This is a genomic window from Marinobacter caseinilyticus, from assembly GCF_011074955.1.
GTDB lineage: Bacteria > Pseudomonadota > Gammaproteobacteria > Pseudomonadales > Oleiphilaceae > Marinobacter > Marinobacter caseinilyticus.
Genome location: NZ_WUQJ01000031.1, coordinates 225,588 through 247,788 on the forward strand (window position 1 = coordinate 225,588; position 22,201 = coordinate 247,788).

Annotated in this window: 24 protein-coding genes; 9 read left to right on the top strand and 15 right to left on the bottom strand. The window is 58.8% G+C overall.

The window, feature by feature from the left end:
- Positions 1 to 72 precede the first annotated feature (72 nt).
- The 4 genes from GRX64_RS16235 to GRX64_RS16250 are packed head-to-tail and all read right to left on the bottom strand — an operon-like array spanning position 73 to position 4,146.
- On the bottom strand, positions 73 to 1,206 hold the full coding sequence (locus GRX64_RS16235; RefSeq protein ID WP_166268781.1) for a HupE/UreJ family protein: 1,134 nt from the start codon (positions 1,204 to 1,206) through the stop codon (positions 73 to 75).
- A complete protein-coding gene (locus GRX64_RS16240) occupies positions 1,203 to 2,399 on the bottom strand; it encodes a hypothetical protein (RefSeq protein WP_235937721.1) in 1,197 nt (398 codons plus the stop codon). Before GRX64_RS16240 ends, GRX64_RS16235 begins: the two co-directional genes overlap by 4 nt.
- Positions 2,400 to 2,406: 7 nt before the next feature.
- The gene (locus GRX64_RS16245; protein WP_166268782.1) at positions 2,407 to 2,640 is read right to left on the bottom strand and encodes a hypothetical protein; all 234 of its coding nucleotides are present in this window, start codon (positions 2,638 to 2,640) and stop codon (positions 2,407 to 2,409) included.
- Between the two features lie 15 nt (positions 2,641 to 2,655).
- Complete coding sequence (locus GRX64_RS16250; protein ID WP_166268783.1) at positions 2,656 to 4,146, bottom strand: DUF4331 domain-containing protein; 1,491 nt, start codon at positions 4,144 to 4,146, stop codon at positions 2,656 to 2,658.
- A gap of 189 nt (positions 4,147 to 4,335) precedes the next feature.
- Here GRX64_RS16250 and GRX64_RS16255 point away from each other — a divergent pair, with 189 nt between their 5' ends.
- A complete protein-coding gene (locus GRX64_RS16255; RefSeq protein ID WP_166268784.1) occupies positions 4,336 to 4,893 on the top strand; it encodes a sigma-70 family RNA polymerase sigma factor in 558 nt (185 codons plus the stop codon).
- Entirely contained in the window at positions 4,890 to 5,594 is a 705-nt protein-coding gene (locus GRX64_RS16260; protein ID WP_166268785.1) for an anti-sigma factor, read from the top strand. The genes GRX64_RS16255 and GRX64_RS16260 overlap by 4 nt, the downstream gene beginning before the upstream one ends.
- Positions 5,595 to 5,765: 171 nt before the next feature.
- Here GRX64_RS16260 and GRX64_RS16265 read toward each other — a convergent pair whose 3' ends face one another.
- Positions 5,766 to 7,178, bottom strand: coding sequence for an HDOD domain-containing protein (locus tag GRX64_RS16265; protein WP_235937722.1), 1,413 nt, complete (start codon positions 7,176 to 7,178; stop codon positions 5,766 to 5,768).
- Between the two features lie 205 nt (positions 7,179 to 7,383).
- Between GRX64_RS16265 and GRX64_RS16270 the strand changes: the two genes are divergently transcribed.
- Genes GRX64_RS16270 through GRX64_RS16280 form a run of 3 tightly spaced genes read left to right on the top strand, consistent with a single transcriptional unit; the run spans position 7,384 to position 9,873 of the window.
- A complete protein-coding gene (locus GRX64_RS16270) occupies positions 7,384 to 8,391 on the top strand; it encodes a methionine ABC transporter ATP-binding protein (protein WP_166268786.1) in 1,008 nt (335 codons plus the stop codon).
- Entirely contained in the window at positions 8,391 to 9,056 is a 666-nt protein-coding gene (locus tag GRX64_RS16275; RefSeq protein WP_166268787.1) for a methionine ABC transporter permease, read from the top strand. The genes GRX64_RS16270 and GRX64_RS16275 overlap by 1 nt, the downstream gene beginning before the upstream one ends.
- Positions 9,057 to 9,093: 37 nt before the next feature.
- Positions 9,094 to 9,873, top strand: a complete 780-nt coding sequence (locus GRX64_RS16280) for a MetQ/NlpA family ABC transporter substrate-binding protein (protein WP_166268788.1) — start codon at positions 9,094 to 9,096, stop codon at positions 9,871 to 9,873.
- Between the two features lie 192 nt (positions 9,874 to 10,065).
- On the opposite strand, the gene GRX64_RS16285 is transcribed toward GRX64_RS16280, so the two are convergent.
- Positions 10,066 to 10,719, bottom strand: coding sequence for a peroxiredoxin (locus GRX64_RS16285; protein WP_166268789.1), 654 nt, complete (start codon positions 10,717 to 10,719; stop codon positions 10,066 to 10,068).
- A 314-nt stretch (positions 10,720 to 11,033) separates the two neighbouring features.
- Between GRX64_RS16285 and GRX64_RS16290 the strand changes: the two genes are divergently transcribed.
- Positions 11,034 to 11,945: an alpha/beta hydrolase gene (locus GRX64_RS16290; protein WP_166268790.1), complete on the top strand. Its 912-nt coding sequence runs from the start codon at positions 11,034 to 11,036 to the stop codon at positions 11,943 to 11,945.
- A gap of 8 nt (positions 11,946 to 11,953) precedes the next feature.
- Here the strand turns inward: GRX64_RS16290 and GRX64_RS16295 are convergent, their stop codons facing one another.
- The gene (locus tag GRX64_RS16295; RefSeq protein WP_166268791.1) at positions 11,954 to 12,394 is read right to left on the bottom strand and encodes a VOC family protein; all 441 of its coding nucleotides are present in this window, start codon (positions 12,392 to 12,394) and stop codon (positions 11,954 to 11,956) included.
- A 27-nt stretch (positions 12,395 to 12,421) separates the two neighbouring features.
- A complete protein-coding gene (locus tag GRX64_RS16300) occupies positions 12,422 to 13,468 on the bottom strand; it encodes a GAF domain-containing protein (protein WP_166268792.1) in 1,047 nt (348 codons plus the stop codon).
- Between the two features lie 475 nt (positions 13,469 to 13,943).
- Here GRX64_RS16300 and GRX64_RS16305 point away from each other — a divergent pair, with 475 nt between their 5' ends.
- Both GRX64_RS16305 and fghA read left to right on the top strand, forming a co-directional pair.
- Positions 13,944 to 14,372, top strand: a complete 429-nt coding sequence (locus tag GRX64_RS16305) for a CBS domain-containing protein (protein WP_166268793.1) — start codon at positions 13,944 to 13,946, stop codon at positions 14,370 to 14,372.
- 77 nt (positions 14,373 to 14,449) lie between these two features.
- Positions 14,450 to 15,298 (top strand): S-formylglutathione hydrolase, encoded by an 849-nt coding sequence (gene fghA, locus GRX64_RS16310; protein ID WP_166268794.1) that lies wholly within the window; start codon positions 14,450 to 14,452, stop codon positions 15,296 to 15,298.
- Here the strand turns inward: fghA and GRX64_RS16315 are convergent.
- The 7 genes from GRX64_RS16315 to GRX64_RS16345 form a co-directional block, all read right to left on the bottom strand.
- On the bottom strand, positions 15,295 to 16,149 hold the full coding sequence (locus tag GRX64_RS16315; protein WP_166268795.1) for a DUF6279 family lipoprotein: 855 nt from the start codon (positions 16,147 to 16,149) through the stop codon (positions 15,295 to 15,297). The two genes, fghA and GRX64_RS16315, sit on opposite strands and share 4 nt — an antisense overlap.
- A 93-nt stretch (positions 16,150 to 16,242) precedes the next feature.
- Positions 16,243 to 16,611, bottom strand: coding sequence for a thiol-disulfide oxidoreductase DCC family protein (locus GRX64_RS16320; RefSeq protein ID WP_166268796.1), 369 nt, complete (start codon positions 16,609 to 16,611; stop codon positions 16,243 to 16,245).
- A gap of 221 nt (positions 16,612 to 16,832) precedes the next feature.
- A complete protein-coding gene (locus GRX64_RS16325; RefSeq protein WP_166268797.1) occupies positions 16,833 to 17,795 on the bottom strand; it encodes an NAD(P)H-quinone oxidoreductase in 963 nt (320 codons plus the stop codon).
- Positions 17,796 to 17,811: 16 nt separating this feature from the next.
- Positions 17,812 to 18,492 carry a type 1 glutamine amidotransferase domain-containing protein gene (locus GRX64_RS16330; RefSeq protein WP_166268798.1) on the bottom strand — a complete coding sequence of 227 codons (681 nt, stop codon included), beginning with the start codon at positions 18,490 to 18,492 and terminating at the stop codon, positions 17,812 to 17,814.
- A gap of 207 nt (positions 18,493 to 18,699) precedes the next feature.
- A complete protein-coding gene (locus tag GRX64_RS16335; RefSeq protein WP_166268799.1) occupies positions 18,700 to 19,281 on the bottom strand; it encodes a tRNA-uridine aminocarboxypropyltransferase in 582 nt (193 codons plus the stop codon).
- Between the two features lie 5 nt (positions 19,282 to 19,286).
- Positions 19,287 to 20,420 carry an HD-GYP domain-containing protein gene (locus GRX64_RS16340; RefSeq protein ID WP_166268800.1) on the bottom strand — a complete coding sequence of 378 codons (1,134 nt, stop codon included), beginning with the start codon at positions 20,418 to 20,420 and terminating at the stop codon, positions 19,287 to 19,289.
- Between the two features lie 113 nt (positions 20,421 to 20,533).
- Positions 20,534 to 20,983, bottom strand: coding sequence for an acyl-CoA thioesterase (locus tag GRX64_RS16345; RefSeq protein WP_166268801.1), 450 nt, complete (start codon positions 20,981 to 20,983; stop codon positions 20,534 to 20,536).
- Between the two features lie 233 nt (positions 20,984 to 21,216).
- Here GRX64_RS16345 and GRX64_RS16350 point away from each other — a divergent pair, with 233 nt between their 5' ends.
- Complete coding sequence (locus tag GRX64_RS16350; RefSeq protein ID WP_166268802.1) at positions 21,217 to 22,200, top strand: GGDEF domain-containing protein; 984 nt, start codon at positions 21,217 to 21,219, stop codon at positions 22,198 to 22,200.
- The last annotated feature ends 1 nt before the right edge of the window (position 22,201 follow it).

The following is a 22,201-nucleotide window of genomic DNA, read 5'->3' on the forward strand; positions in this document are numbered from 1 at the left end:
AGCCGACGCCTCAGCTTCGGTGCAGGCCGTGGCCTGCCAGAGTGACCCCGAGGGCCTCTCCTGCCGCCAGGCCTAGAGCGCTCCGGCTCGTTCAACCGCCCAATACAGGCTGACGCACGACACCACCAAGACCATTGCCGGTACCGCAGCGCGAGCGTACAACGGGTGTTTGCCGAGTAGGAACAGGATGGGGAAGCACACCAACAGCAGTGCCAACTGACCCAGCTCGACACCGATATTGAAGCCCGCGAGGGCGACCACTGTCTGCGACAGGCCGCTGGTCAGATCCCCCAGTACGCTGGCAAACCCGAACCCGTGGATCAGCCCAAAGCCGAAGGCGAGCTTCCAGGTTTTTTTGCCCAAAACCGGCCAGAACACATTCAGTGCCGCGATCGCAATGGACAGCGCAATCACCATTTCCACCCAGGCGACAGGCAGTTGCACTATGTCCAGAACGGCCAGTGCCAGCGTCATAGAGTGGGCGACGGTAAAGGCGGTGACAATTCCGATCAGCTCCAGCAGAGCGCTACGAAGGTTGCCGTTGGCAGACGGCTGACTTGCGGTCGGGGCGTGGGTGTGGCCAAACGTGGCCGGCAGCACAAGCACCAACAGAAACAGAATATGGTCCAGTCCGATCAGTAAATGGAAAACGCCTTCGTACACAAAGGTACCAAAGGTGGCGAGTGCTGAGACCTGGGGGGCCGCCAGGTCCAGGCGCCGGGCGTCGGGCCCCATCACTGCCAGCGATTCGCCCTCTGTTCCGGTCAGCTGCACCAGGCCCCGGTGCAACGGGTCAATATCGAACAGCAAGTCGTACTGCAGCTGCTGGGCGGGCTCGCCATCGGGACAGTCCATGCGGTAGGCGCCGGCGGCATAAGGACCGTCGCTGTGGCTGGAAAGCCCCCATTGCTGCCCAATCAGGCGACAGCGGCCCGCGCCATTGCGAGCCGTCAGGCGCTGGTCAATGTACTGGGTAATGGCGGGTCTTGCGGCTTGCAGTTCCGCGCCGGTGACGTCCCGGTTACGGTCGGCGTCGAGGTTTACAACCAGCGCCAGGTCACGCAGTGCCACGTCGATTCTCACCGTCTGGCGGTCGGGTTCGCTCTGGTCCACGTAGATGAAACTGTCACTGGCCTTATGAGCCCAGGCGTGCGGTGCCCCGATCAGCGCTACAAGGACAACCCAGAGTAGGGAACAACGTGTCATGGCCTGGTGTCCTCGGAGAAGCGGGCGTCCTGCTGGTTGGCTTGGGCCAGCCACTGGCGGGTGACCCTCAGCAAGTCGTTGTCGTCGTTTGCGCGGGCGGCCCGCAACAGCAGGCGAGTATCCATGGGTTCTCGTTGGGCCTGCCAATTCTGCCGGGCAAACGTCAGTGCGTCGCTCACCTCGCCTTCCACATCCAGCAGGAATCGGGCGTAATCGCGTTGGTGCAGTAAATTGCCGCGCCAGCGCGCTTCGGCGAATCGTTCGCGCAATCGCATTGTCAGGTCATCGGCATGGTCATGCCCGGCACGGTTCAGGGCAATGGCTCTCAGTACCGCCAGCGAATCCACCGCTTCGTAGCCTTCGGTGAGCGCCAGCGTTTCCTCAAACCGTTGCTGGTTGATCAGCCAGTCGGCCAATTGGGCCCGCACGTAGAGGTCGTCCGGCGCGATCCGGAGGGTCCGGCGCCAGTGGAGTTCAGCTTCCGGACGCCCCAGCTGGGCTGCCAGGTCGCCCAACGTGCCTTCGGTCCAGCTGCGGTCGGTTGCGGACAGACGAGACGCGTTGTCTTTGGCCGCGGTCAGGCTGTCATAGGCTTCCAGGGCTTGGCCGGTTCGTGCCGACACCTGGGCCTGGCAATTCAAGGCCAGCAAGCCGGGGTAATGCTGTTGAAGCTGGCCGCAAGCGCGGCGCGCAGCCTCGTAATGGCCCTGTACCAGCTCCAGGTTGGCCAGAGTCAGGGTGGCTTGAATGGTATTGGCGTTGACATTGCCGGTCGCGAGCACCTGTGCCAGATCGGCACGAGCCTCGTCAAAGCGGTGCAGGCTTTGCCAGAGTGTGGCTCGCAGGACCCGCAGGCGATCGGTCATTTGCGTCTCCGGCCAGCGCTCAAGCGCGCGTTGGGCATAGCCCAGGTAGCGTGGGTCGCCCTCGGACCGGGCCTGTTGCAGGAAATCACGGACCTTGGTCGCGAGTTGGTCTTCGGTCTGGCTTGGCGCCAGTGCCGGTGAGGCCAGGTTGGGGAGCGACACCAGGACCTGGGTATCGGAAAATTGGGTCTGGATGGGAGCGGGTGACGCATCGGCGACGCCGACGGACATCAGGGTCAGCAAGCCGCAAAAAACCCTGCCCCAAAGGGCAGGGAAAAAGGCCGCCAGCCGTAAACACAAGGCTGGCTGGCGGCAACGCTCACTCATTTCCATCTCAGAACAGCCCGTTAAAAGCCTGTTCATTGGTTTGATCATTGAAGCCGAACTCCAGATCATTGATTCCAACCGCGTTGCGGTTGTCAGCGGTATTGCTGATTTCAGACGTCACGAAAGCGGTGAAGTCGGTTGGCAGATCCGGACGGGCGGATCGATTGCTGTTGCCATCGAAGCACCCGGTCAGAGCCAGCCCGATCAGGGCCACGCCGGTGAGTTGCATAACGCGTATCATGGGCTTCTCCTTCCCTTACAGGGGACCGTTCGGTGAACCGGCCAACGGTGTCGCCAGGTACGGGAACACGGTTTGCAATTCGGCCGGATCAAGCTGAACACCATCGGTAAACGGCGTGTCCCTGTTCGGCGCGTCAGCGGTCAGGGCGCCCATTGCAACGCGCAAGGCGGCGTCTACCACGTCATCAACCGGCCGACGACCGTTCGGGAAGCCGGCTAAGTCGCCACCCAGTACGCCCAGATCGCTCTGGCTCGCCGCAGCGGTTGCTGCAACTGCCGGATTCAGGCGCAACATTTCCGATACAGTCACGCCCGCTGGCTGGTTCAGATCCGGCACGCCGGTCAGGAACGCCGTGACCAGGTCGGTGCGTGGAAAGTTGTTTGGTGCCACTGCACCTGCGCCGCCGAAGAGGATTTCCAGCAATTCGGGCAACGTCGGGTTGGTGACGTAGGTTGCGAATTGACCGTCGTCCTTGGGCTCGCTGGCGTTGAATGCGTCTTTGTCTTTGAGGCCGATGACCACTTCATTAACCAGTGGCATGCCCAGACGGGATACCTGCGCATACGCTCCGCCTTCGACGGTTGCCCCTTTGCCATTGGCCTTCGGCGCTGGATTGATCACCCGCGCCTGACGAACACTGGCAGTGGTCCAGGCGCCAATCACCGGGTCACCGGCACCGTTCATCGCCGTGTTGGCCGGGCCAGTCAGGCACTCGGTCGGTACTTCCAGGGCAAAGGAGGTCACGTTCTTGTCCGCCAGATCGCCGGGACCTTCGCCATTACGTGGACCCAAGGGGTTGGTGTTGACCAGGTCAAAGATTTCTCCCAGGTTGACGGCAAAGGCTTCTTTACGCTGACCGACAAATACCCGGCCGTTGGTGCCGCATCCGGGAATCGCGATTTCGTTGATGAAGCCATTGGCGTAGGCTGCGTAATCACCGAACGACTTTGCACCGATGTTGTCCAGCGGCTTGCTGAAGAACTCGGTGCCCGTCGCCACGTTGGTGGCGATTTGCCGGGTGCCGGTGCGACGATCGCCATTGATGACCGTGACAGTGTATTCCTGGCTGAACTGGACATTGGCCGGATCGGAGGCGTCGCCAATGTTCTTGAGCGGAACCGAAACCATTTCCTTCGGACCACCGTCTGGTCCGACTGGAAGCTGGATGTCGTTCAGTATATCGCTGAACTTGAACTGGAAGGTTTTATCCTCCACCGCGTCGCCGTCGTTGTCGATATGGATCTCATAGACAGCGTCGCTGTCCAGGTCGAAGTAGTTTGGCCCACCGTACGCATCCTGCAGGGGCAGGTAGTTCGCGATCAGGGTGACGTAGCCTTCGCGGCCGGTTTCATAGCTGCGAAACATGTAGAAATCCGTGCCGTCAACCTTGGGCAATTCGGTGATGAACGGCGCTTCCCGGTGGCTTGAGGCATGGCCCATGCCGGCAGAGAGACAGAGACCAGCCATCGCCATGGCGAGGCCGGAGCGTTTAACGAATGTGTTCATTCCGTATTCCTCATCTATTGTTACTGTTTGCAGGGAACGATCGTCGTCCCATGCAGCTTGAACGTTCTCCAGCCACCAATAGATGCAGTGAACAACAAATAAAATGCGCAGACGCTCCACCGCATCTTTTAATCCCAACCAAACGTACTAGTCTCAGAACCAAAATAATGAGATCACCTGGAGTAGGTAATGATGATGGAAGACGCAAGCCAGAATGAGCTGATGGCTCTGCTGAGCGCGGTAGCGCGTCAGGACCGCAAGGCTTTTGAGCAACTGTACCAACAGGTCGCCAGTCGCATGTTTGGCTTATGCCAAAAACTGGCCGGCCAGCAGGAGCTGGCCGAGGAGGCGCTGCAGGACGCCTTCGTTCGCATTTGGCACCATGCCAGCGAGTACCACAGTGACCGTGGCTCACCCATGAGCTGGATGATGACCATTGCGCGTTATCGCACGCTGGATTTGATGCGAGCCCGCAAGGTTCGCCAGACCGCGGGCGATGAGGCACTGAATTACGCAGAAGACGAGCGCGCGGGACCGCTGGAAACCTCGATGCAGATGGACGGCGCTGCCGCCCTGACCGGTTGCCTGGATGAACTGAGTCCGGTGCAGCGCGACAGCATCTTGTTGTCCTATTACCGTGGGCTGACGCATGAAGAGCTGTCTACAACCTTGAGTACCCCTATCGGCACGGTCAAGAGCTGGGTTCGTCGGGGGTTGCAGGCCTTGAAGAGGTGTCTTGAGCGATGAAAAAAACACCTGAGCGTATTGAGAGTTTGTCCGCCGAGTATGTGCTTGGTTCACTCAAGGGACCTGCCCGACGACGGTTTGAACGCTGGATGATGGAATCCTACCGCGTGCGGCAAGAGGTCTGGTTCTGGGAGGAGAAACTGAGCGGATTGTCCGGCGTGGTGCCGCCCCAACAACCACCGGCCAGCATCTGGTCGGCGATTGAACAGCGGTTATGGCCCGAGTCGAATGTGGTGCAAATGCCAAGCCGCACATCACGGCCTGGTTGGCTGTGGCCAAGCTGGGGCCTGGTCGCCACGGCAGCGGCGTTGGTGATGGCGGTGTTGTTGGTGCAGCAGCCCACGGCTGAGCGCTTCCCGATGCTGTCCGGCGCCATTGTGCAGCAGGATTCGACCGACCCCCTGTGGCTGGTCAGTGAGTCCGGTCAGGAAAACCGTTTGCGCCTGAGGCCGGTTGGCGCGGCCGCAGCGGCACCGGACAAAGACTACGAGCTGTGGATTGTGCCGGAACAGGGTCAGCCTTTGTCGCTGGGCGTGATACCGGTGGGTGACAACACCTTCCAGATTGAGCTCAGTGACGAGGTTCGCGCGGCGCTCGATAAAAGCCGGACACTGGCGATCAGTCTGGAGCCGCAAGGCGGGTCAACCACGGGTGCTCCAACCGGACCTATCCTGCACGTTACCAAGCTGTATGAGCTCTAAAGTCCTGTCGGGCTGAGGCCTTGACCCATGGAGCCGCCAGGCACCCGGAAAGCCGGGTCTGGCGGTAAAGGGTAGCGGTAAAAAGGGTGGCGGCGTGGGCTCGCGCCGCCACCCTGGCGGCAGGCTCGAGTCAACCCATCCGCTTCACGCCTGCCCGTCGGGCACCGTTGGTCAGTGACTGAGCAAGGTCAGGCAGAGCTGGGCGTGTTGCACAAAATGGCTGAAGGCCGTGAGCTGATCCTGATCGGGCACGGCGTTCACATCGGCGTTGTCAGCGTAAAACATCCCCACCAATCGACCCTTCGCCCACAGCGGTCCCGTCAATGCCGGCACCTGGCAGATCCAGGGGTCAAATTCTGGCGTCTCGCTGAGTTTGTCGGGCCGATAGATCGCACAGGCTTTGTGAGGCAGCAAACAGCCCAGTGTGCCCGTACCGTCACGCTGCAGGACAAATTGCTCACGCCAGGGCTCGGTGCCGGGCCCGGTGACTTTCTTGGGCACCAGTTGGGCACCTGTCCGGTCCACCATCAACAGGGCCACACGCTGCATGCCGACCGCCCGCTGAATACCGTCGACCACGAGCTGGCAGACCTCATTGATGTCGGGTTTGTCGGTCAGGGAGTGGGTCAACTGTCGCAGGATCTCCAGTTGCAACACCGGGTCGGTTTTGGGAGCAACGGGGATGTCTTCAATGGTCCGGTTGCCTGGCATCAGCTTGGTCACCTGGGGAATGCCCAGCGAGATGGCAATTTTGGAGGCCTCGTCAGCATTGATCCGGACCTGATCCCGGACGGTCGCGGGCGACTCGCCAATTTCTCCAGCCAGGGCTTCCAGAACCCGGTCCATTTCCGCACCACGCCAGCCTTTTTCGGATAGCCGCGCCATTTCGACCGAGTGGCGCACCAGGCTGGCGGCCTTGGAGTTAGGCTGGCCAGCAGCTACCACGTCTTTGATGAACGGGCCCAGTGACCAGGCCTCAACCAGGCCACGGGTAATCTCGGTGAACGTCGTGTCGAGCACCGTCTTCTGGGCATCGATGATGGCTTCGCCTTTTAACAGCAACGCTTCCAGTTCCCTGGCCTGATCCGTCTCGCAGGACCAGAAGGCAAGCTCGCCGATGTTCATCAGCAGGGCACCGATAAAGACCTCCTCCAGGGCTTGCTCATTGCGTTTGGGGAGCAAGCAGCGGGCCTGAACGGCGGCGTGAAGCGCCCGGGCCAGACATTTGAGCAGATGCGGGCTTTCACTGCGGGCCAGCAGGGAGTCCACAATCAGGGACGAAATGGTCATCGATTTGACGGCATCAAAGCCGATCAAAGTGATGGCCCGGCTGACGGTACCGACCTGGGCCCGCGTCTGGTTGTAGAACACGGTATTGGACAGCCGAAGCACCTGGGAGGTGAGCTGGGCGTCGTTGAGGATGACACCGGCCAGTTGGTTGACCGTGCTGTTGTTACTGTCGGTCAGTTCGTTGATACGGCGTAACGTGTTGGCCAGAACCGGCAATTCCACCTTGCTCAGGTAAGTGACCCAGGCGCGGGTCGACGTCATTCGTGCGGGCGGTGTTTCAGTTGGGGTGGCCAAGTGGTTCGAAAGCCTCTGTTTGTTGGGGTCCGGGTGTCATGACTGGTGGCAATGTTCTCAGTTTAGCGTATCTGTTTGCCTGTGTGACTTCCAACACCCTGTCTATTCATTATTCGCTGTTTCATTTTGTACCGACACATTCGGGTTCAGGCTGCGATTACGCTATACTGGCGCGCTTCTGACGCTGCACTCACAAGGCTGCTCCGTGATCGAATTTGACCAGATCCAGAAATCTTTTCAGGTTGGCGGGCGGGCGATCCCCGCATTGCACCCAACCAGCATGACCATCGAGACCGGCGAGGTGTTTGGCATCGTAGGTCACTCCGGTGCCGGCAAATCGACGCTGGTGCGACTGATCAACCTGCTCGAACGCCCTTCAGGCGGTCGCATCCTGATTGATGGGGAAGATGTGACCGGTTATGACGCCGGTGAACTTCGGGCCTTTCGTCGCAAAGTCGGCATGATTTTCCAGCATTTCAATCTGTTGTCGTCGAAAACCGTGACCGACAACATTGCGTTTCCGATGAAATTGGCGGGCATCTACTCCGCGGCCGAGATCCACGCCCGGGTCGAAGAGCTGTTGGCACGGGTGGGTCTGACCGACCATGCCCGCAAGTACCCTTCGCAACTGTCCGGCGGCCAAAAACAACGTGTGGGCATTGCCCGCGCGCTGGCGTGTCGCCCGACCATTTTGCTCTGTGACGAAGCCACCAGTGCGCTTGATCCGCAAACCACCCAATCCGTGCTGCGCTTGCTGGGCGATATCAACCGTGAACTGGGTCTGACCATTGTCTTGATCACCCATGAAATGGACGTGGTGCGGCGGGTCTGTGACCGCGTGGCAGTGATGGATGCCGGTGAAGTGGTCGAAATGGGCTCGGTGACGGACGTGTTCCTGCACCCCAAACACCCCACTACCCGGGATTTTGTGTTTGAAAGCGAGCACATCGATCAGAAAGAAATGCAACAGGATCTGGGACGTGCTCAGGGTCGTATCCTGCGCCTGACTTTCCGTGGCGAATCCACTTACAAACCCTTGTTGGGCAGGGTTGCTCGTGAATCCGGCGTCGACTTCAGTATCCTGTCGGGTCGTATCGACCATATCAAGGAAACCCCTTACGGCCAGCTCACGCTGTCGCTGATTGGCGGTGACCTGGACCTGGCGATGACGGCACTGGAAACGGCGGATGTTCACGTGGAGGTGGTGCGCTGATGGAAGACCTACTGACCAACGTCGACTGGACTGAAATTGGCTGGGCCAGCTGGGACACCCTTGTCATGGTCGGCCTGTCGCTGTTATTCAGCGTGCTGATCGGTCTGCCGATAGGCGTACTGTTGTTTTTGACCGGCAAACGCCAGTTGCTTGAGCAGCCGATGGCCTACGCGGTGCTGTCGTTCGTCGTCAATATCCTGCGTTCGGTACCGTTCATCATCTTGCTGATCGTGATGATCCCCGTCACCGTGATGATCATCGGCACCTCGCTGGGGGTGGCAGGCGCGATTCCGCCGCTGGTTGCGGGCGGTGCGCCATTCTTTGCCCGTCTGGTGGAAACCGCCCTGCGAGAAGTAGACCGGGGCATCATTGAAGCCACCCAGGCAATGGGTGCCAGTGTCCGCCAGATCATCACGGGTGCGCTGCTACCAGAAGCGCTGCCGGGCATCATTGCCGGCATTACAGTCACTGCAATCACCCTGGTGTCTTATGCGGCCATGTCCGGGGTGGTGGGCGGTGGCGGCCTCGGTGACCTGGCCATACGGTTCGGTTATCAACGATTCCAGACCGACGTCATGGTCATTACAGTGGCACTCTTGGTTATTTTTGTTCAGTTATTGCAGATGGCGGGTGACCGCCTGGTGCTTTATTTCAGCCGGCGTTGAACGTCTTGGCCAATTCGATCACAGACTTGAGGTGTTTATGAAGATAACGAAAATACTGGTTGCGTTGGCAGCCTTCACCGCGTTTTCAGCGCAGGCGGCGGACAAACTCAGCATTGCGGCCACCGCTGTTCCGCACGCGGAAATTCTGAAATTTATCAAACCGGCGCTGGCCGAGAACGGCGTCGATTTGAAGATTAAGGTCTTTACCGACTACGTCCAGCCCAATGTCCAGGTCAGCCAGTCCCAGATGGATGCTAACTTCTTTCAGCACCAGCCCTACCTGACCGAGTTCAATGCTGGCCGTGGCACCAGCCTGGTGAGCGTCGTGGGCGTGCACGTCGAACCCTTTGGCGCATACTCCAGCAAGATTCAGTCGCTGGATGAGCTCGAAGACGGCGCCAAAGTGGCGATCCCCAACGATCCGACCAACGGCGGTCGTGCCCTGTTGCTGCTGCAAAAAGCCGGCTTGATCACACTGAAAGACAGCAGCAAGATCACCGCCACGCCGCGCGATATTGCTGAAAACCCCAAGAGTATTGAATTCTTTGAACTGGAAGCGGCCACCCTGCCGCGAGTGCTGGATCAGGTTGCGGTGGCGCTGATCAACACCAATTACGCGCTGGAAGCGGGTCTGAACCCTACCAAGGATGCGCTGATCATCGAAGGGCCGGATTCACCTTACGTGAACATTCTGGTGGCCCGAGAGGACAACAAAGACTCAGCGGCGATGAAGAAGCTGGCCGAGGCGCTGACCTCCGAGGACGTCAAGACGTTCATCCAGACGCAGTACAAGGGCGCGGTCGTACCGGCCTTTTAATCCGGGCGAGAGTGTCAGGGATACGTGAAAAAACCGGCCACCTAGGGCCGGTTTTTTTTTGGCAAAAGAAAAAGTGAACCGTTAACACGATTCGAACGTTAATGCTGTGTAGGGCTTGGTACAGGCCGTCCGATCAATGTCATCGAATCCCTTGTTTATGGCGCCCACGCACGTGTTCGTGGGTCGCCTTTTTTATTCGCCGCCCCAATTGACTTTCGGGTCTGGGGTCATGCGCAGGTAAGGTTTGACAGCCTTGTAGCCCTTCGGAAAGCGCTGTTTGATTTCGTCCTCATCCTGCAACGAAGGCACGATCACCACGTCATCACCCCGCTCCCAATTGCCCGGCGTGGCCACTTTGTGATCTTCCGTCAGCTGCAAAGAATCCACCACCCGCAGAATCTCATTGAAGTTGCGACCGGTGCTGGCCGGGTAGGTAATCATCAGGCGCACTTTTTTGTTCGGGTCAATAACGAACAGCGAGCGCACCGTCAGGCTGTCATCGGCATTGGGATGAATCATATCGTAGAGTTCAGACACGGTACGGTCATGATCGGCGATGATCGGGAAATTCACCGTGCAGCCCTGAGTTTCGTTGATATCATTGATCCATTCTTTATGCGACGCCACGCCATCCACGCTCAGGGCAATGACTTTGACATTGCGCTTGGCGAATTCATCCTTCAGCTTCGCGGTCAGACCAAGCTCAGTGGTGCACACGGGGGTAAAATCTGCCGGATGCGAAAACAGGATGCCCCAGCTATTGCCCAGCCACTCATGGAAATGGATACGGCCTTCACTGGAATCCTGTTCGAAATCCGGTGCGGTATCACCTAAACGTAAGCTCATAGTTTCTCCTCCTGGATGGTAAGCCGGCCATTGTGGCCGGTAACTGTTAACACAACGGTGTCATCGCTACCTTTATAATGGATAGTGACTCGGGAACGGAAAACCAAGGTCTGTGGCCATTTATTCTCCCTGCCCGAGATCTGTGGCACCCCGGTGGTGGGCCAAGTCATGGAGTGAGTCTAGTCGTTTAAGTCAGCCTGACAATCGGGAATTATCGGATGGTGGCGCTCAAAGGTGGATTCCTGGACGGCAGGGGATGGGAAACGTTGGCAAATCCGTTAAGCTGATGGTCTATCAAACAGATGTGGCGAGCAATGACAACCGTAACTCAGGCAACTGAACAACACCGTATTGAGGCCAACGGCCTGTCGTTCTGCGTGGAAACGCGCGGTGATCCGGCCGGTCAGCCGGTTATTTTTGTGATGGGCCTGGCCGCACAGATGACCCTCTGGCCGGAGCCGTTATTGGATGCCTACGTCGAGGCCGGCTATCGGGTGATTCGCTTTGATAATCGCGATATCGGGTTGTCGACGCACCTGAACCACCGGTTAAAAGGCCATCCGGTGGGGGTCATGATGCGTCACCGGCTGGGCCTTGAGGTCGACGCACCCTATACGCTGCGGGATATGGCGCAGGACGTGGTGGCATTAATGGATGCGATGGCTTTACCGAGTGCGCATCTGGTGGGCGTTTCCATGGGGGGTATGATCAGCCAATTGGTGGCCTCCAGCCGGCCTGAGCGGGTGGCGAGCCTGACCCTGATCATGACATCCACCAACAGCCCCAAGTTGCCGATGCCGCAACCCAGGTTGATCTGGAAGCTGGCCGGCGTTGGAGCCAGGGGGCACGACGAAGGCGCCGTGGTTGAGCGCTCGCTGGCGTTCTGGAAGGCCATTCAGAGCCCCGGATTCCCGCCACGGGAAGAAGAGGTTCGCGCCCGAATCATTCGGGACTACCGGCGCAGTTACCACCCGGCCGGTATTCTGCGCCAGACCCGGGCAATCCTGGCGACCGGCAGTCTGGCGTCCACCACGCGTCGGATTCGGGTGCCGACACTGATCGTCCACGGTAAATCGGACCCGCTGGTCCGCCCCGTTGCGGCCGAGCAGCTCAAATACCTGGTACCCCATGCCCGGCTCGAGCTGATCGATGGCATGGGGCATGATCTTCCGGAACCCATGCTGAAAACTTTCGCGGCTATGAGCCTGGAGATGATAGGACGCTGACGGCCCCGCTACCAGCTGCCGGTATTTTCCATGCTGGCCCAGGGCTCACGGGGTTCCAGGGCGTCGCCTTTTTGCAGCAATTCAATCGAGACATTATCGGGTGATCGAACAAACGCCATGTGGCCATCCCGGGGTGGCCGATTGATAGTGACGCCGCCGGCCTGGAGTTTCTCGCACAGCGCGTAGAGGTTATCGACCCGATACGCCAAATGGCCAAAATTACGCCCGCCCGTATAGGTTTCAGGAGCCCAGTTATAGGTCAGCTCAATCATCGGCGCCCGAAGTTCCAATGCGCGGTCACGATCATCCGGGGCTGCCAGGAACACCAGCGTAAAACGACCTTTGTCGCTGTCCTTGCGGCTGATTTCTTCCAGCCCCAGCAGATTGCAGTAGAAGTTCAGGGAGGCGTCAAGATCGCTGACACGGACCATGGTGTGCAGGTATTGCATTGTGGACTCCAGGTTAAGCACAAACCATTACAGTAACTGAATAGTCTCAGGTCTGCTCTTGTAGTTGAGGTTGAGCGTGCCGAGCGGGCAACTGAACGCCGGTAGCGCAAATTCCAGTTGGTCGAGCAATTCCGGGATGCCGACGGTGGCGGGCATGCCGCAAAGACAGGAAAACCGAACGTGGTGGAGGGTAGCGCGGTGGTCCAGGTGGCGGAACAGCGTAAGAATGCGTTCCATGATGATGCTCAATCGGGTGATCAACTCCTCGCGACCGGATTCGCCGAGGATAATGAGGAACTGACTGCCGGTGACCAGCCCCATGGTGTCCTGGAAATCGAGTGCCGACAGTATTCGACCGGCGAGTTCCCGCTGCACATAGTTGACCTCTTCGCTGCTGGGGTTGGCGGCCAGGGTGTAATCGATGTGAAGCCACGCCAGACTGTGCTCATCCTGCAGCAGCCGGACCCGATGACCGTGTTCTTCCAATATGCGGGTGATGCCGTTCCAGTTCCACAGCCCGGTCACTTCGTCGAGCAACGTCGGCGTGTCGGTTCCGGGTTTGCGGCCCCCGGATGAGGTGTTCATCGGGCTTTCAAACAGGAACTCACGTTCAACCAGGGCGGCGAGGTCGGCCAGGACCGAAAAATCAAACTCGTCGCGGCTGTGGGGCTGATGATCCAGAAGGCACAAGGTTCCGATCCGGGAGCGATCACTGGCGTGGATGGGGATGCCCGCATAAAACCGGATGTAAGGCGCGTCCACGACCAATGGATTGTCGTAGAAGCGCTCATCGGCAAGCGTGTTTTCGACTACAAACACGCCATCGCTCAAGATGGCGTGGCCGCAAAACGAATAGTCCCGGTGTGTTTCCCGCACGTCCAGCCCGGGATTGGATTTAAACCACTGCCGGTCCTCGTCAATTAGGGAAATAGCCGATATGGCAACATTGAAAAACTTCTTGGCCAAGCGGGTAATGCGCTCAAATCGCTCCTCGACTGGTGTGTCCAGAATGCGCATGTTGGTGAGCGACTTGAGACGTAGAACTTCGTCCTGAGGCAGGTCTGCCGGTTTCATCTATGGGTCCTTTTAGGTTTCCTGACAGGCCGATGGGCTTTTTGGACGATATCGGCGGTAGGAAATATGACCAGACGTATATAACCGTATCGTCAGTTTAGTGCAAGTTACGCCCGCTTGTATGCCCCGGGATCAGAATTTTTGGGCCGGTCGCGGATCGGCGGAAACGCCCAGAGGTGGCAACTGACGCCGAAGACGGCTGCTTACCCATGTAGACCGCCGATTCAGCCATGAAGGCCCTTACGGCTGAGGAGGTTGGCGTCTCGGCAGGATACGGTCGTGTGTTCCGGTACCGTGCAAGGCCCTTCTTTTCAGCCGTCTCGAGGATGACAAAACTATCGTAACGATTCACGGATTGCATTTCCTGTTTTTGCTCCCATTGCCTATGTTTATAGAGTTAATGCTGACAATTAGAGCAGAGAGCCTTCAAGGCGACGAGACGGCTGATGACGCGGTTCATAGGAGGACGTTAATCATGCGATCATTGAAAGTTGCGGATGTTATGTGGAACCACATTGAGCCCATCAAATGTGGTACCCCACTCACGACCGTGGTGAAAGCGCTGTTGGCCAACCATGTCACTGGTTTGCCGGTGGTGGATGACCACCGCAAGGTGTTGGGTTTCGTGTCGGAACAGGACTGTATCCACGCCCTGCTGGTCAGTAATTACCACTGTGAAGGCGAACCAATCGTCGACGACGTGATGTTCAAGGAGCCCTTAACGATCAGTGCTGAAATGTCGGTGGTGGACCTTGCGCAGAATCTGGGCCACGGTAAGCCAAAGGTCTATCCGGTGACCGATCACGGGCGCCTGATCGGCGTGGTGACACGCACCGCGATCTTGTCTGAACTGGCCAAATCAGGGTGTGGGCTGGAGCTACCCAAGTACGCGGATGCGGAATAGCACAGACCGTATGCCATTGGCTTGAGGCAGGCCGACCTGACGTTCATTATTTTTCAAGCGACACCTGAGGAGGTTGTATGGAATTGCTTTCCACCAATGTGAGTTTTGGAGGTGAGCACCGGCGTTATCGTCACACCTCCGCGGTACTCGACTGTGACATGGAATTTGCGGTGTTTTTACCACCGAAGGCGGTGGCCAATAAAGCCCACCGGGTGCCGGTGCTGTATTGGCTGTCAGGGCTGACCTGTAACGACCAGAATTTCATGCAGAAAGCGGGTGCCCATCGTCGCGCCGCGGAACTGGGTATCGCCATTGTCTGCCCCGACACCAGCCCGCGAGGCGTGAACCTGCCGGGTGAGGACGATAGCTATGACTTCGGAAGCGGCGCCGGCTTTTACATCAACGCCACCCGTGACCCCTGGGCTCAGCATTATCGGATGTACGATTACGTGGTTGAGGAATTGCCGAATCTGATCGAAGAAGCGCTGCCCGTCAATGACCACCGGGCCATCAGCGGACACTCGATGGGCGGGCATGGTGCGTTGATCTGCGCACTGAAAAATCCCGGGCGCTACAAGTCGGTGTCCGCGTTTGCGCCGATTTGTAATCCTACCGAATGCCCTTGGGGTGTGAAGGCGTTTTCCGGGTATTTGGGAGAGGACCGGGAAGCCTGGGCCGAATGGGATGCAACGTTGTTGATTCCAGAGGCGCGTGAACGCTTGAAGTTGCTGATAGATCAGGGCACGGCGGACGATTTTCTGGCGGAGCAGCTCAACCCAGACGCCCTGGCGGATGTGTGCGAAAAGCTGCATCACCCTATTCGTCTGCGCATGCACCGTGGTTATGATCACAGTTATTTCTTCATTGCCTCATTCATTGACGAACACCTGGATCACCATGCCTCTGCCTTGGGCGTGCCCAATTAGCAGCTTTCATTGAGGGCATAAAAATCCTGCTTCAGCTCTGCAAGCTCACCTCGCAGGTGCTGGCGCTGGTCAGGATTGGCCTGTTGCAGCAAATCGGCTATCAGGCGTGCCAGCGCCGGTCGACTTTCCGCCAGCATGGCCTGATAGGCGCCGCCCCGTGCCGCCGCACTGTCCTGGATCAGACGGGCGACCTGATCGGCGAAGCCCTCGACGTCCCGCGCTTTCAGACTGGCGAGCAGCGCCTGTTGCCAGCGTGCCCTGCCATCAAGCCAGATGCGGGTTTGATCGCCCCGGGCCTGGTTCCAGCGGTGGATGGTTTCGAGTTGCTGATCGGTCAGTGAGCCCAGCCAGCGTTCGGCCCTTTCCAGGGTGCGTTGTTCTCTGGCGCGGCGTTCGGCAATTGGGTCCGGGTCGAGGTACTCGGCTTCTTTGTCGGCCTGGTTGGCGGCCATGGCCTGAGCCAGTTCCTGCACTTGCGCATCGCTCAGGCTTCCCAGTAATTCGGTCGCGAGGGGGGTGATTTCAACGGTCAGCCGGTCCAGCGCATCAAACACGTCGGCCTGGTGTTGACGGACGGTCGCTTGCGACAGCGTGTCCTGCTCAATGGCCTGTTCGAGTCGGGTCAGCCAGTTTGCATACTTCGGCAATTCAGCCTGGCAGTGCTGCTGCTTGAACTCGGTGATGTTGCTGTTTAGCCGATTGCGCTGGGTATCGGTCAGCGTAATGTAATCTTCAACCCACCAGACAATGCCCCAGTCGGCGTAGCGGTAAGCCATTCGAGTGGAGCTGCAGCCGGCCATCAAAAAGACCAGGGCCAACACCACCACACTGCAGTAATGGAATCGACGCATGTCACGCTCCTGTTGTCAGATAAGTATTAGATAAGTATTAGATCCGCATTAGATCAGCATTATGCCCCGCGTTATGTTCAGACCGAACCAGCCCTACCGTTGCACGTCGTCGATCGCGCAGACACCGCACGCGTAGCGTTTGTCATAGCGGCGATCGGCCCAACGTTCGTATATTATGCGCGCAACCGGGAACAGGACGGGCCAAAGCAGCGGGCGAAACAGCCAGCCGATGCGGGTATGAGACCAGGCCCGCACGTTCGCATGCAAACCTGTCAGCCAGTTGCCATCGCCGCTGCGTAAGTGGAGCCGCCGCAGCAGGGCTTCGCGATCCGGATGTCCGGCTGCCGGTTCTGGCTGTTGATGCACGTCGGCGAAAGCCAGGCCACCTTGTTGCAGACGGCTCAGAGTCGCGATCTCTCGCTGGCACAGCGGGCATTGACCATCATAAAACAACGTATCCACGCAACACCTCCTGATGAGACCGTGTGGTACATACGTAAAGCCGTGGTTGATGGATGGCCTTTGCGATGGAGGCTATCAGAAAGCGACTGTCAGAGAGCGGTTATCAGAGAGAGACCATCTGAGAGTGACCATTAGAGAGTGACCATTGGAAAGTGGCCATTGGAAAGTGGCCATCAGAGACAGGTGCCCCAAACCGGCTGGGCCGGCCCGGGGCTAAAGGACTAGGGCACGGACAGCAGAACTTTGCCGGTGCTTGCATTGCTTTGCAGATAGGCCATGGCCTCATCGGCGTCAACGATGGGCCAGCTGCGGTCGATCACGGGTTTGATTTCACCGGATTCCAGCCTGGGCCAGACGATTTCGTACAGGGCATCCATGATCTCACCCTTAACGCGAACCGGTTGCGACCTCAATGTCGAGCCGATCAGGCGTTGTCGCTTCATCAGCAACAAGCCCAGGTCGGTTTTGGCCTCACGGCCGCCCATCAGGCCAATCAGGATGATGCGACCATTCTGATTCAGCACCTGTTGGTCCTGACTGATGTAATCGCCACCTACCGGGTCCAGCACCATGTCGGCACCCCCCCAATCCTTAACGGCCTGCACAAACGAGCCGTTGTGACGATTCCAGACGGCATCGGCCCCTAACTGCGTGCAAAGGGCGAGTTTGTCATCGCTGCCGGCGGTGGCGAACACCGGATTACCCATGATGTGGGCCAATTGGATAACCGCCGTGCCGACCCCGCTGGCAGCCGCGTGCAGCAGGACGCGTTCGCCCGGTTCAAGCGCGGCTTCCACGTAAAGGTTCAGCCACGCGGTGGCAAACACTTCAGGCAATGCCGCCGCCTGCTGCAGGCTTAAACCTTGGGGGATGGGCAAGACCTGGGCCGCGGGCACGACCACCTGAGTGGCGTAGCCGCCACCGGTCAACAGAGCGCAAACCTCGTCGCCGGCCTTCAGGTGGGTCACGCTGGCACCAACCGCGGCAACGTGACCACTGACTTCCAGGCCAAGAATCGTGGAAGCACCCGGTGGCGGCGGATAGGCCCCGGCACGCTGCATCAAGTCGGCCCGGTTCATCCCGGCCCAGGCCACGTCGATGACCACTTCGTGCTCCGTCGGCGCGGGCAGGTCCGGATGTGGCTGCCAGATCAGGCCGTTACCGGTGACATTGATTGCATTCATGGGCACCTTCCTTTGATCAGTGACCGAGTGCCTTGAGCACGGCTTCAGCCGACGCCTCGGAAGAAGACGGGTTCTGACCGGTAATCAGTTTGCCATCAGTCACCACGTAGGAGGCCCAATCGTCGCCCCGGCTGTATTGACCACCCTTGCTTTTGAGCATGTCCTCCACCAGGAAAGGCACCACATTGGTCAGTTGCACGGCGTCTTCCTCGGTATTGGTGAAGCCGGTGACCTTCCGGCCACTGACCAGCGGTTGACCGTCGCTGTTGCGGGCGTCCCGGAACACTGCCGGGCCATGGCAAACTGCACCGACAACCTTGTCCTGGCGAACGGCGTTTTCAATCAACGCCACCGACAGCGAGTCGTTGGTGAGGTCCCATAGCGGGCCGTGTCCGCCGGGGTAGAAGAACGCATCGAAGTCATCCGTACGGACATCAGAGAGCTTGACGGTGCTTGCCAGCGCGGATTGTGCGGCGTCATCGTCCCGGAACCGTCGGGTGGTATCGGTCAGGGCGTCTTCCGCTTCACTGTTGGGGTCCACTGGCGGCTGGCCGCCTTTGGGGGATGCCAGGGTAATGTCGGCGCCAGCGTCCTTGAAGACGTAGTAGGGCGCGGTAAATTCATCGAGCCAGAAGCCTGTTTTATGGCCGGTATCGCCCATTTCATCGTGGGAAGTCAGAATCATGAGAATCTTCATAGTGTGCTCCTTGATGTGTCGTTGCTGGCCCTAAACAGTCGGTCCGAAAACGCCTGACCTTGAAACTGTTGACCCCGAAAAAGGATACGACCTCGGGGCGCGTATGGTTCCACGGCGCTGATGGTCCCTGAGGTGTTTCCGGGCCGGTGCCTGACGTTGGGTCAATTAGCGACCCTTGCCCTGTTGATTGTGCTGAGCAGGAAATTTTCAAGCGTTCTTTCGGTTTTCCGGTATGGCTGCCCGACGGCGGTCGATCAACACCTCAAGGCCTCGGTAAAGGGGAGTGACATCGCAACACGGCGCGGCATGGCGGATTAACCAGGCAATGGACTCGACCGTGGAAAGCGCCTGCGGACCGGGTCGTTTGCGGATGTGATACCGGGATTCGGGCGGTTGTGCGAAGTGAACGCAGGGCAAGGCCTGAAGCCAGGGGTTGCAATGCAGAATTTTGCGGGCCTTGCGCCAGGTGCCGTCAATAATGACCCAGCGCCGGATGGCACCCGGTGGCGCGGGCTCAAGCGCGACACTGTGGGGGGTCGGGAAAACCAGCGCAGTGTCATCGGGCCTGGCAAGTTGGGACAAAGGTGCGAAGTCGTCGAGGTGTTCCCCCACCAGCACCCTCATCTGCGGCAGGCAACCCTGCGCAATGCGCAGTGTCCCCTTGCTGTGGTGGCGCTCTTGCGGGTGCTGCAGCACCCAGATTTCAGGTGCTCGCACCATGGCCTGGCAGGCATCACAGACGCACAGTCTGCGATGAACGCCACAGGAAGGGCAATGCCGGGAAGCCACGGCGGTTAACCAAACCCCCACAGCAGGCCAAAATCCATCGACGGCAGGGTTTCGGTATTCTCGAACGCACGGATACTGAACTCCAGCAGGCTGCAGTCGCGCTTGAATCCTCCTCCGCTGTAGAGGTCGCCCTTGGGGCCAATGAGCGCGTGCGCCCGCGTGCCACCATTACGGACCGGGCGGTGCGTAACAACCGCCACCTCATTATTGGCCAGCCGCACCAGGGTACCGGGTGGAAACGGTGTCAGTATCGTGAGCAGGGCCCGGAAAATCGACGGCTCAGGCCGGTCACGATGGTCAATTTTGATGGTCTTGAGTGCGTCAGGTACTGGCAACCGATCGCGATAGGCGCGCCTGGTGATCATGGCGGTGTAGTGTTCGGCCAGTGCGAGCATCCGGGCCCCGGGCACAATGTCCTCGTCCGCCAGGCCGGCAGGATAGCCGGTGTCAGCGGGCCCTTCATGGTGTTGCTGGATGATCGTCAGCAGGTGCGTGTCATCGATGCCGGCCTCCTTCAGCGCATTGGCACTGAGGATTGGGTGTTTATGAATGACCAGTCGTTGTTGATCCGTCAGCGCTTTATTGATGTTATTGAGTTTGTCTAGGAACGGCAGCAATGCCAGGTTGGCGGTCAGCGCAGCGCTGATCAGTGTCAGCACCTGTGCGTCATCCAGCCCCAGTTCGCGGGCCGTGGACTGGCAGAGAATGGCATAAAACAGGGTTTGTTCACTGGCGGTGGGTTCCACCGAGTACAGGTGCACCAGGGCGAGGCATGCGTCCTGTGCCTGCAGGCACATTCGGTCGATGAACAGTGCCAGGTCGAGCAGTTGCTGACGGGCGGTCTCATCACGGTTGGCAATCGCGCCCAGAGTCGTTTCCAGCGCTTCCAGCAGGCCCTGGTAATCCGCAAACGGGTTGTATATCCGGCTGTCTTCGACGGCATCCGGTTCCGGGACATCGGGGCGCACCGGGGTGTGGGGGTAAAACAGGCCTCGCTCAAACAACTGCTCAAGCTGGGCCTCACTATTGACCACATAACCTTGCCGCAACAGCACGTTACCGGCGGTATCGTAAACGGTCCAGGGCAGTGGCTTACCAACGATCACCGCACCGATGGCAACACGAACAAGATTCGACACGAGGCTTTAGGTACCTGTAATGGTTTGATTTGGTGAGTGCCAGATACAGGCACCCCGATTCCCGTCAGCAATAAATGTAGCTTACTTATTGTCTGGCTGGCCAGCCCGGAGTGTTAAGCGTCCTCGCCGGCATGGCTGATAACGATGCCACTCGCACCCTGGTCCAGAATGTGACGAAGGTTGTCGGGAATAATTTTTTTACTCGCCTGGGCGGGCGAAATCATGACGTAGGTGATATCGGCACTGGCCAGTTCTTCGCCATCGCTGAAGCGCCGGAACACCAAGTGCAGCGAGAACGAGCTGTTGCCCAGTTGCCCCGGTGCAATGGTGGCGCACAGCACATCGTCGAACCGGCCCGGGGCTTTCCAGTTGGTGGTCAGGCTGACCACCTGGATATCGGAGTCCGTATCCAGCAGGTTTTGATAACTGCCGAACAATGTACGGATGTACTCGTTGACCGCAATATCCACATAGTCGCCATAGCGGGCGTTAAACACCACACCCTGCGCATCGCATTCCCCATAGCGGACGCGAAAACGGAATTCGAAAGGGGCTTGATTCATGGTAATTCCCTGTATGGAAGTCACTGGCCGAGTGTCGCCATCTGACCATATTCGCCGAGAGGGTGCCAGTGTCTCGCGCGCCTCCTTATCGCGTGCGAAATAAGGCGCCATTGTTTATTCCGCCGGGTGTCCATAATCTCCGGTTTGTGACCGCTGACGGTATTATTTGCCTGCAGCATGCTAACTTACGCGATCCACTCCCCGAATCTGCGGCCAAGGTAGAGAACAGCTGAATGTTTTATCGCCTGCGCAATAATTTCCGCCTGTCCATTATCACGATGTTGGGCGTATCCGCCATCCTCGGTATTACCCCGTTTGCGGTGTACCGCTTTGCCGAGGGCAATACGCTGGCGGGGGTGGTTGATTCGATCATCATGCTGAGTATCTCGGCCTTCATGGTGTACGCCTGGGTCACCGGTGACACCCGGCGCAGCGGGTTTTGCATGGCACTGATTGCGTGCAGTGGTGGCGCCGCGGTGGCGTTCGTGCTCGATACCATTGGCCTGTTCTGGCTCTATCCCTGCTTTGTGACCAGTTTCTTTTTGACCTCGCCCCGAGTCGCCGTCTTCATTAATTTCGGGACGCTGTTGGTGCTGATGTACTTTGGCATCGGCTTTGAGTCGGCGGAATACATGCTGTCGTTTGCCACTACCGCGGTGGTGGTCAGTGCCTGCGCCTACATTTTTGCACTGCGCAATGAGACTCAGCGGCGGCGGTTGGAGCAACTGGCCACGCTGGACCCTTTAACGGGGGTCAAAAACCGTCGCGCGATGGAGGAAGAGTTAAAAGCGGCAGCGGCGACATACAACCGCAACGGACTGTCCTATGCATTGGCGATTCTGGATCTGGACCATTTCAAGCGCATCAACGATGAATTCGGCCACGCCGTGGGTGACGAGGTGCTGATCGACTGCGTCAATCTGATTGCCCACAATACCCGGCAGGCAGATCAGTTGTTTCGTTTTGGCGGCGAGGAGTTTGTGCTGCTGTTGCCGGGGGTTGATGACGAGGGTATGCGCTCAGTCATGGACAATTTGCACGCCACCCTGCGGCGGAGCCTTAAAAGCCCGGCCGGCCCGGTCACCGCGTCTTACGGGCTGGCGTTATTGCGCCCGGGGGAAAACGCCGATCGCTGGCTCGAGCGAGCGGATGAAGCGCTGTACCTTGCGAAAGACAGTGGCCGCGACCAGATCAAGGTGGCCCCGGCCAACGCCTGAA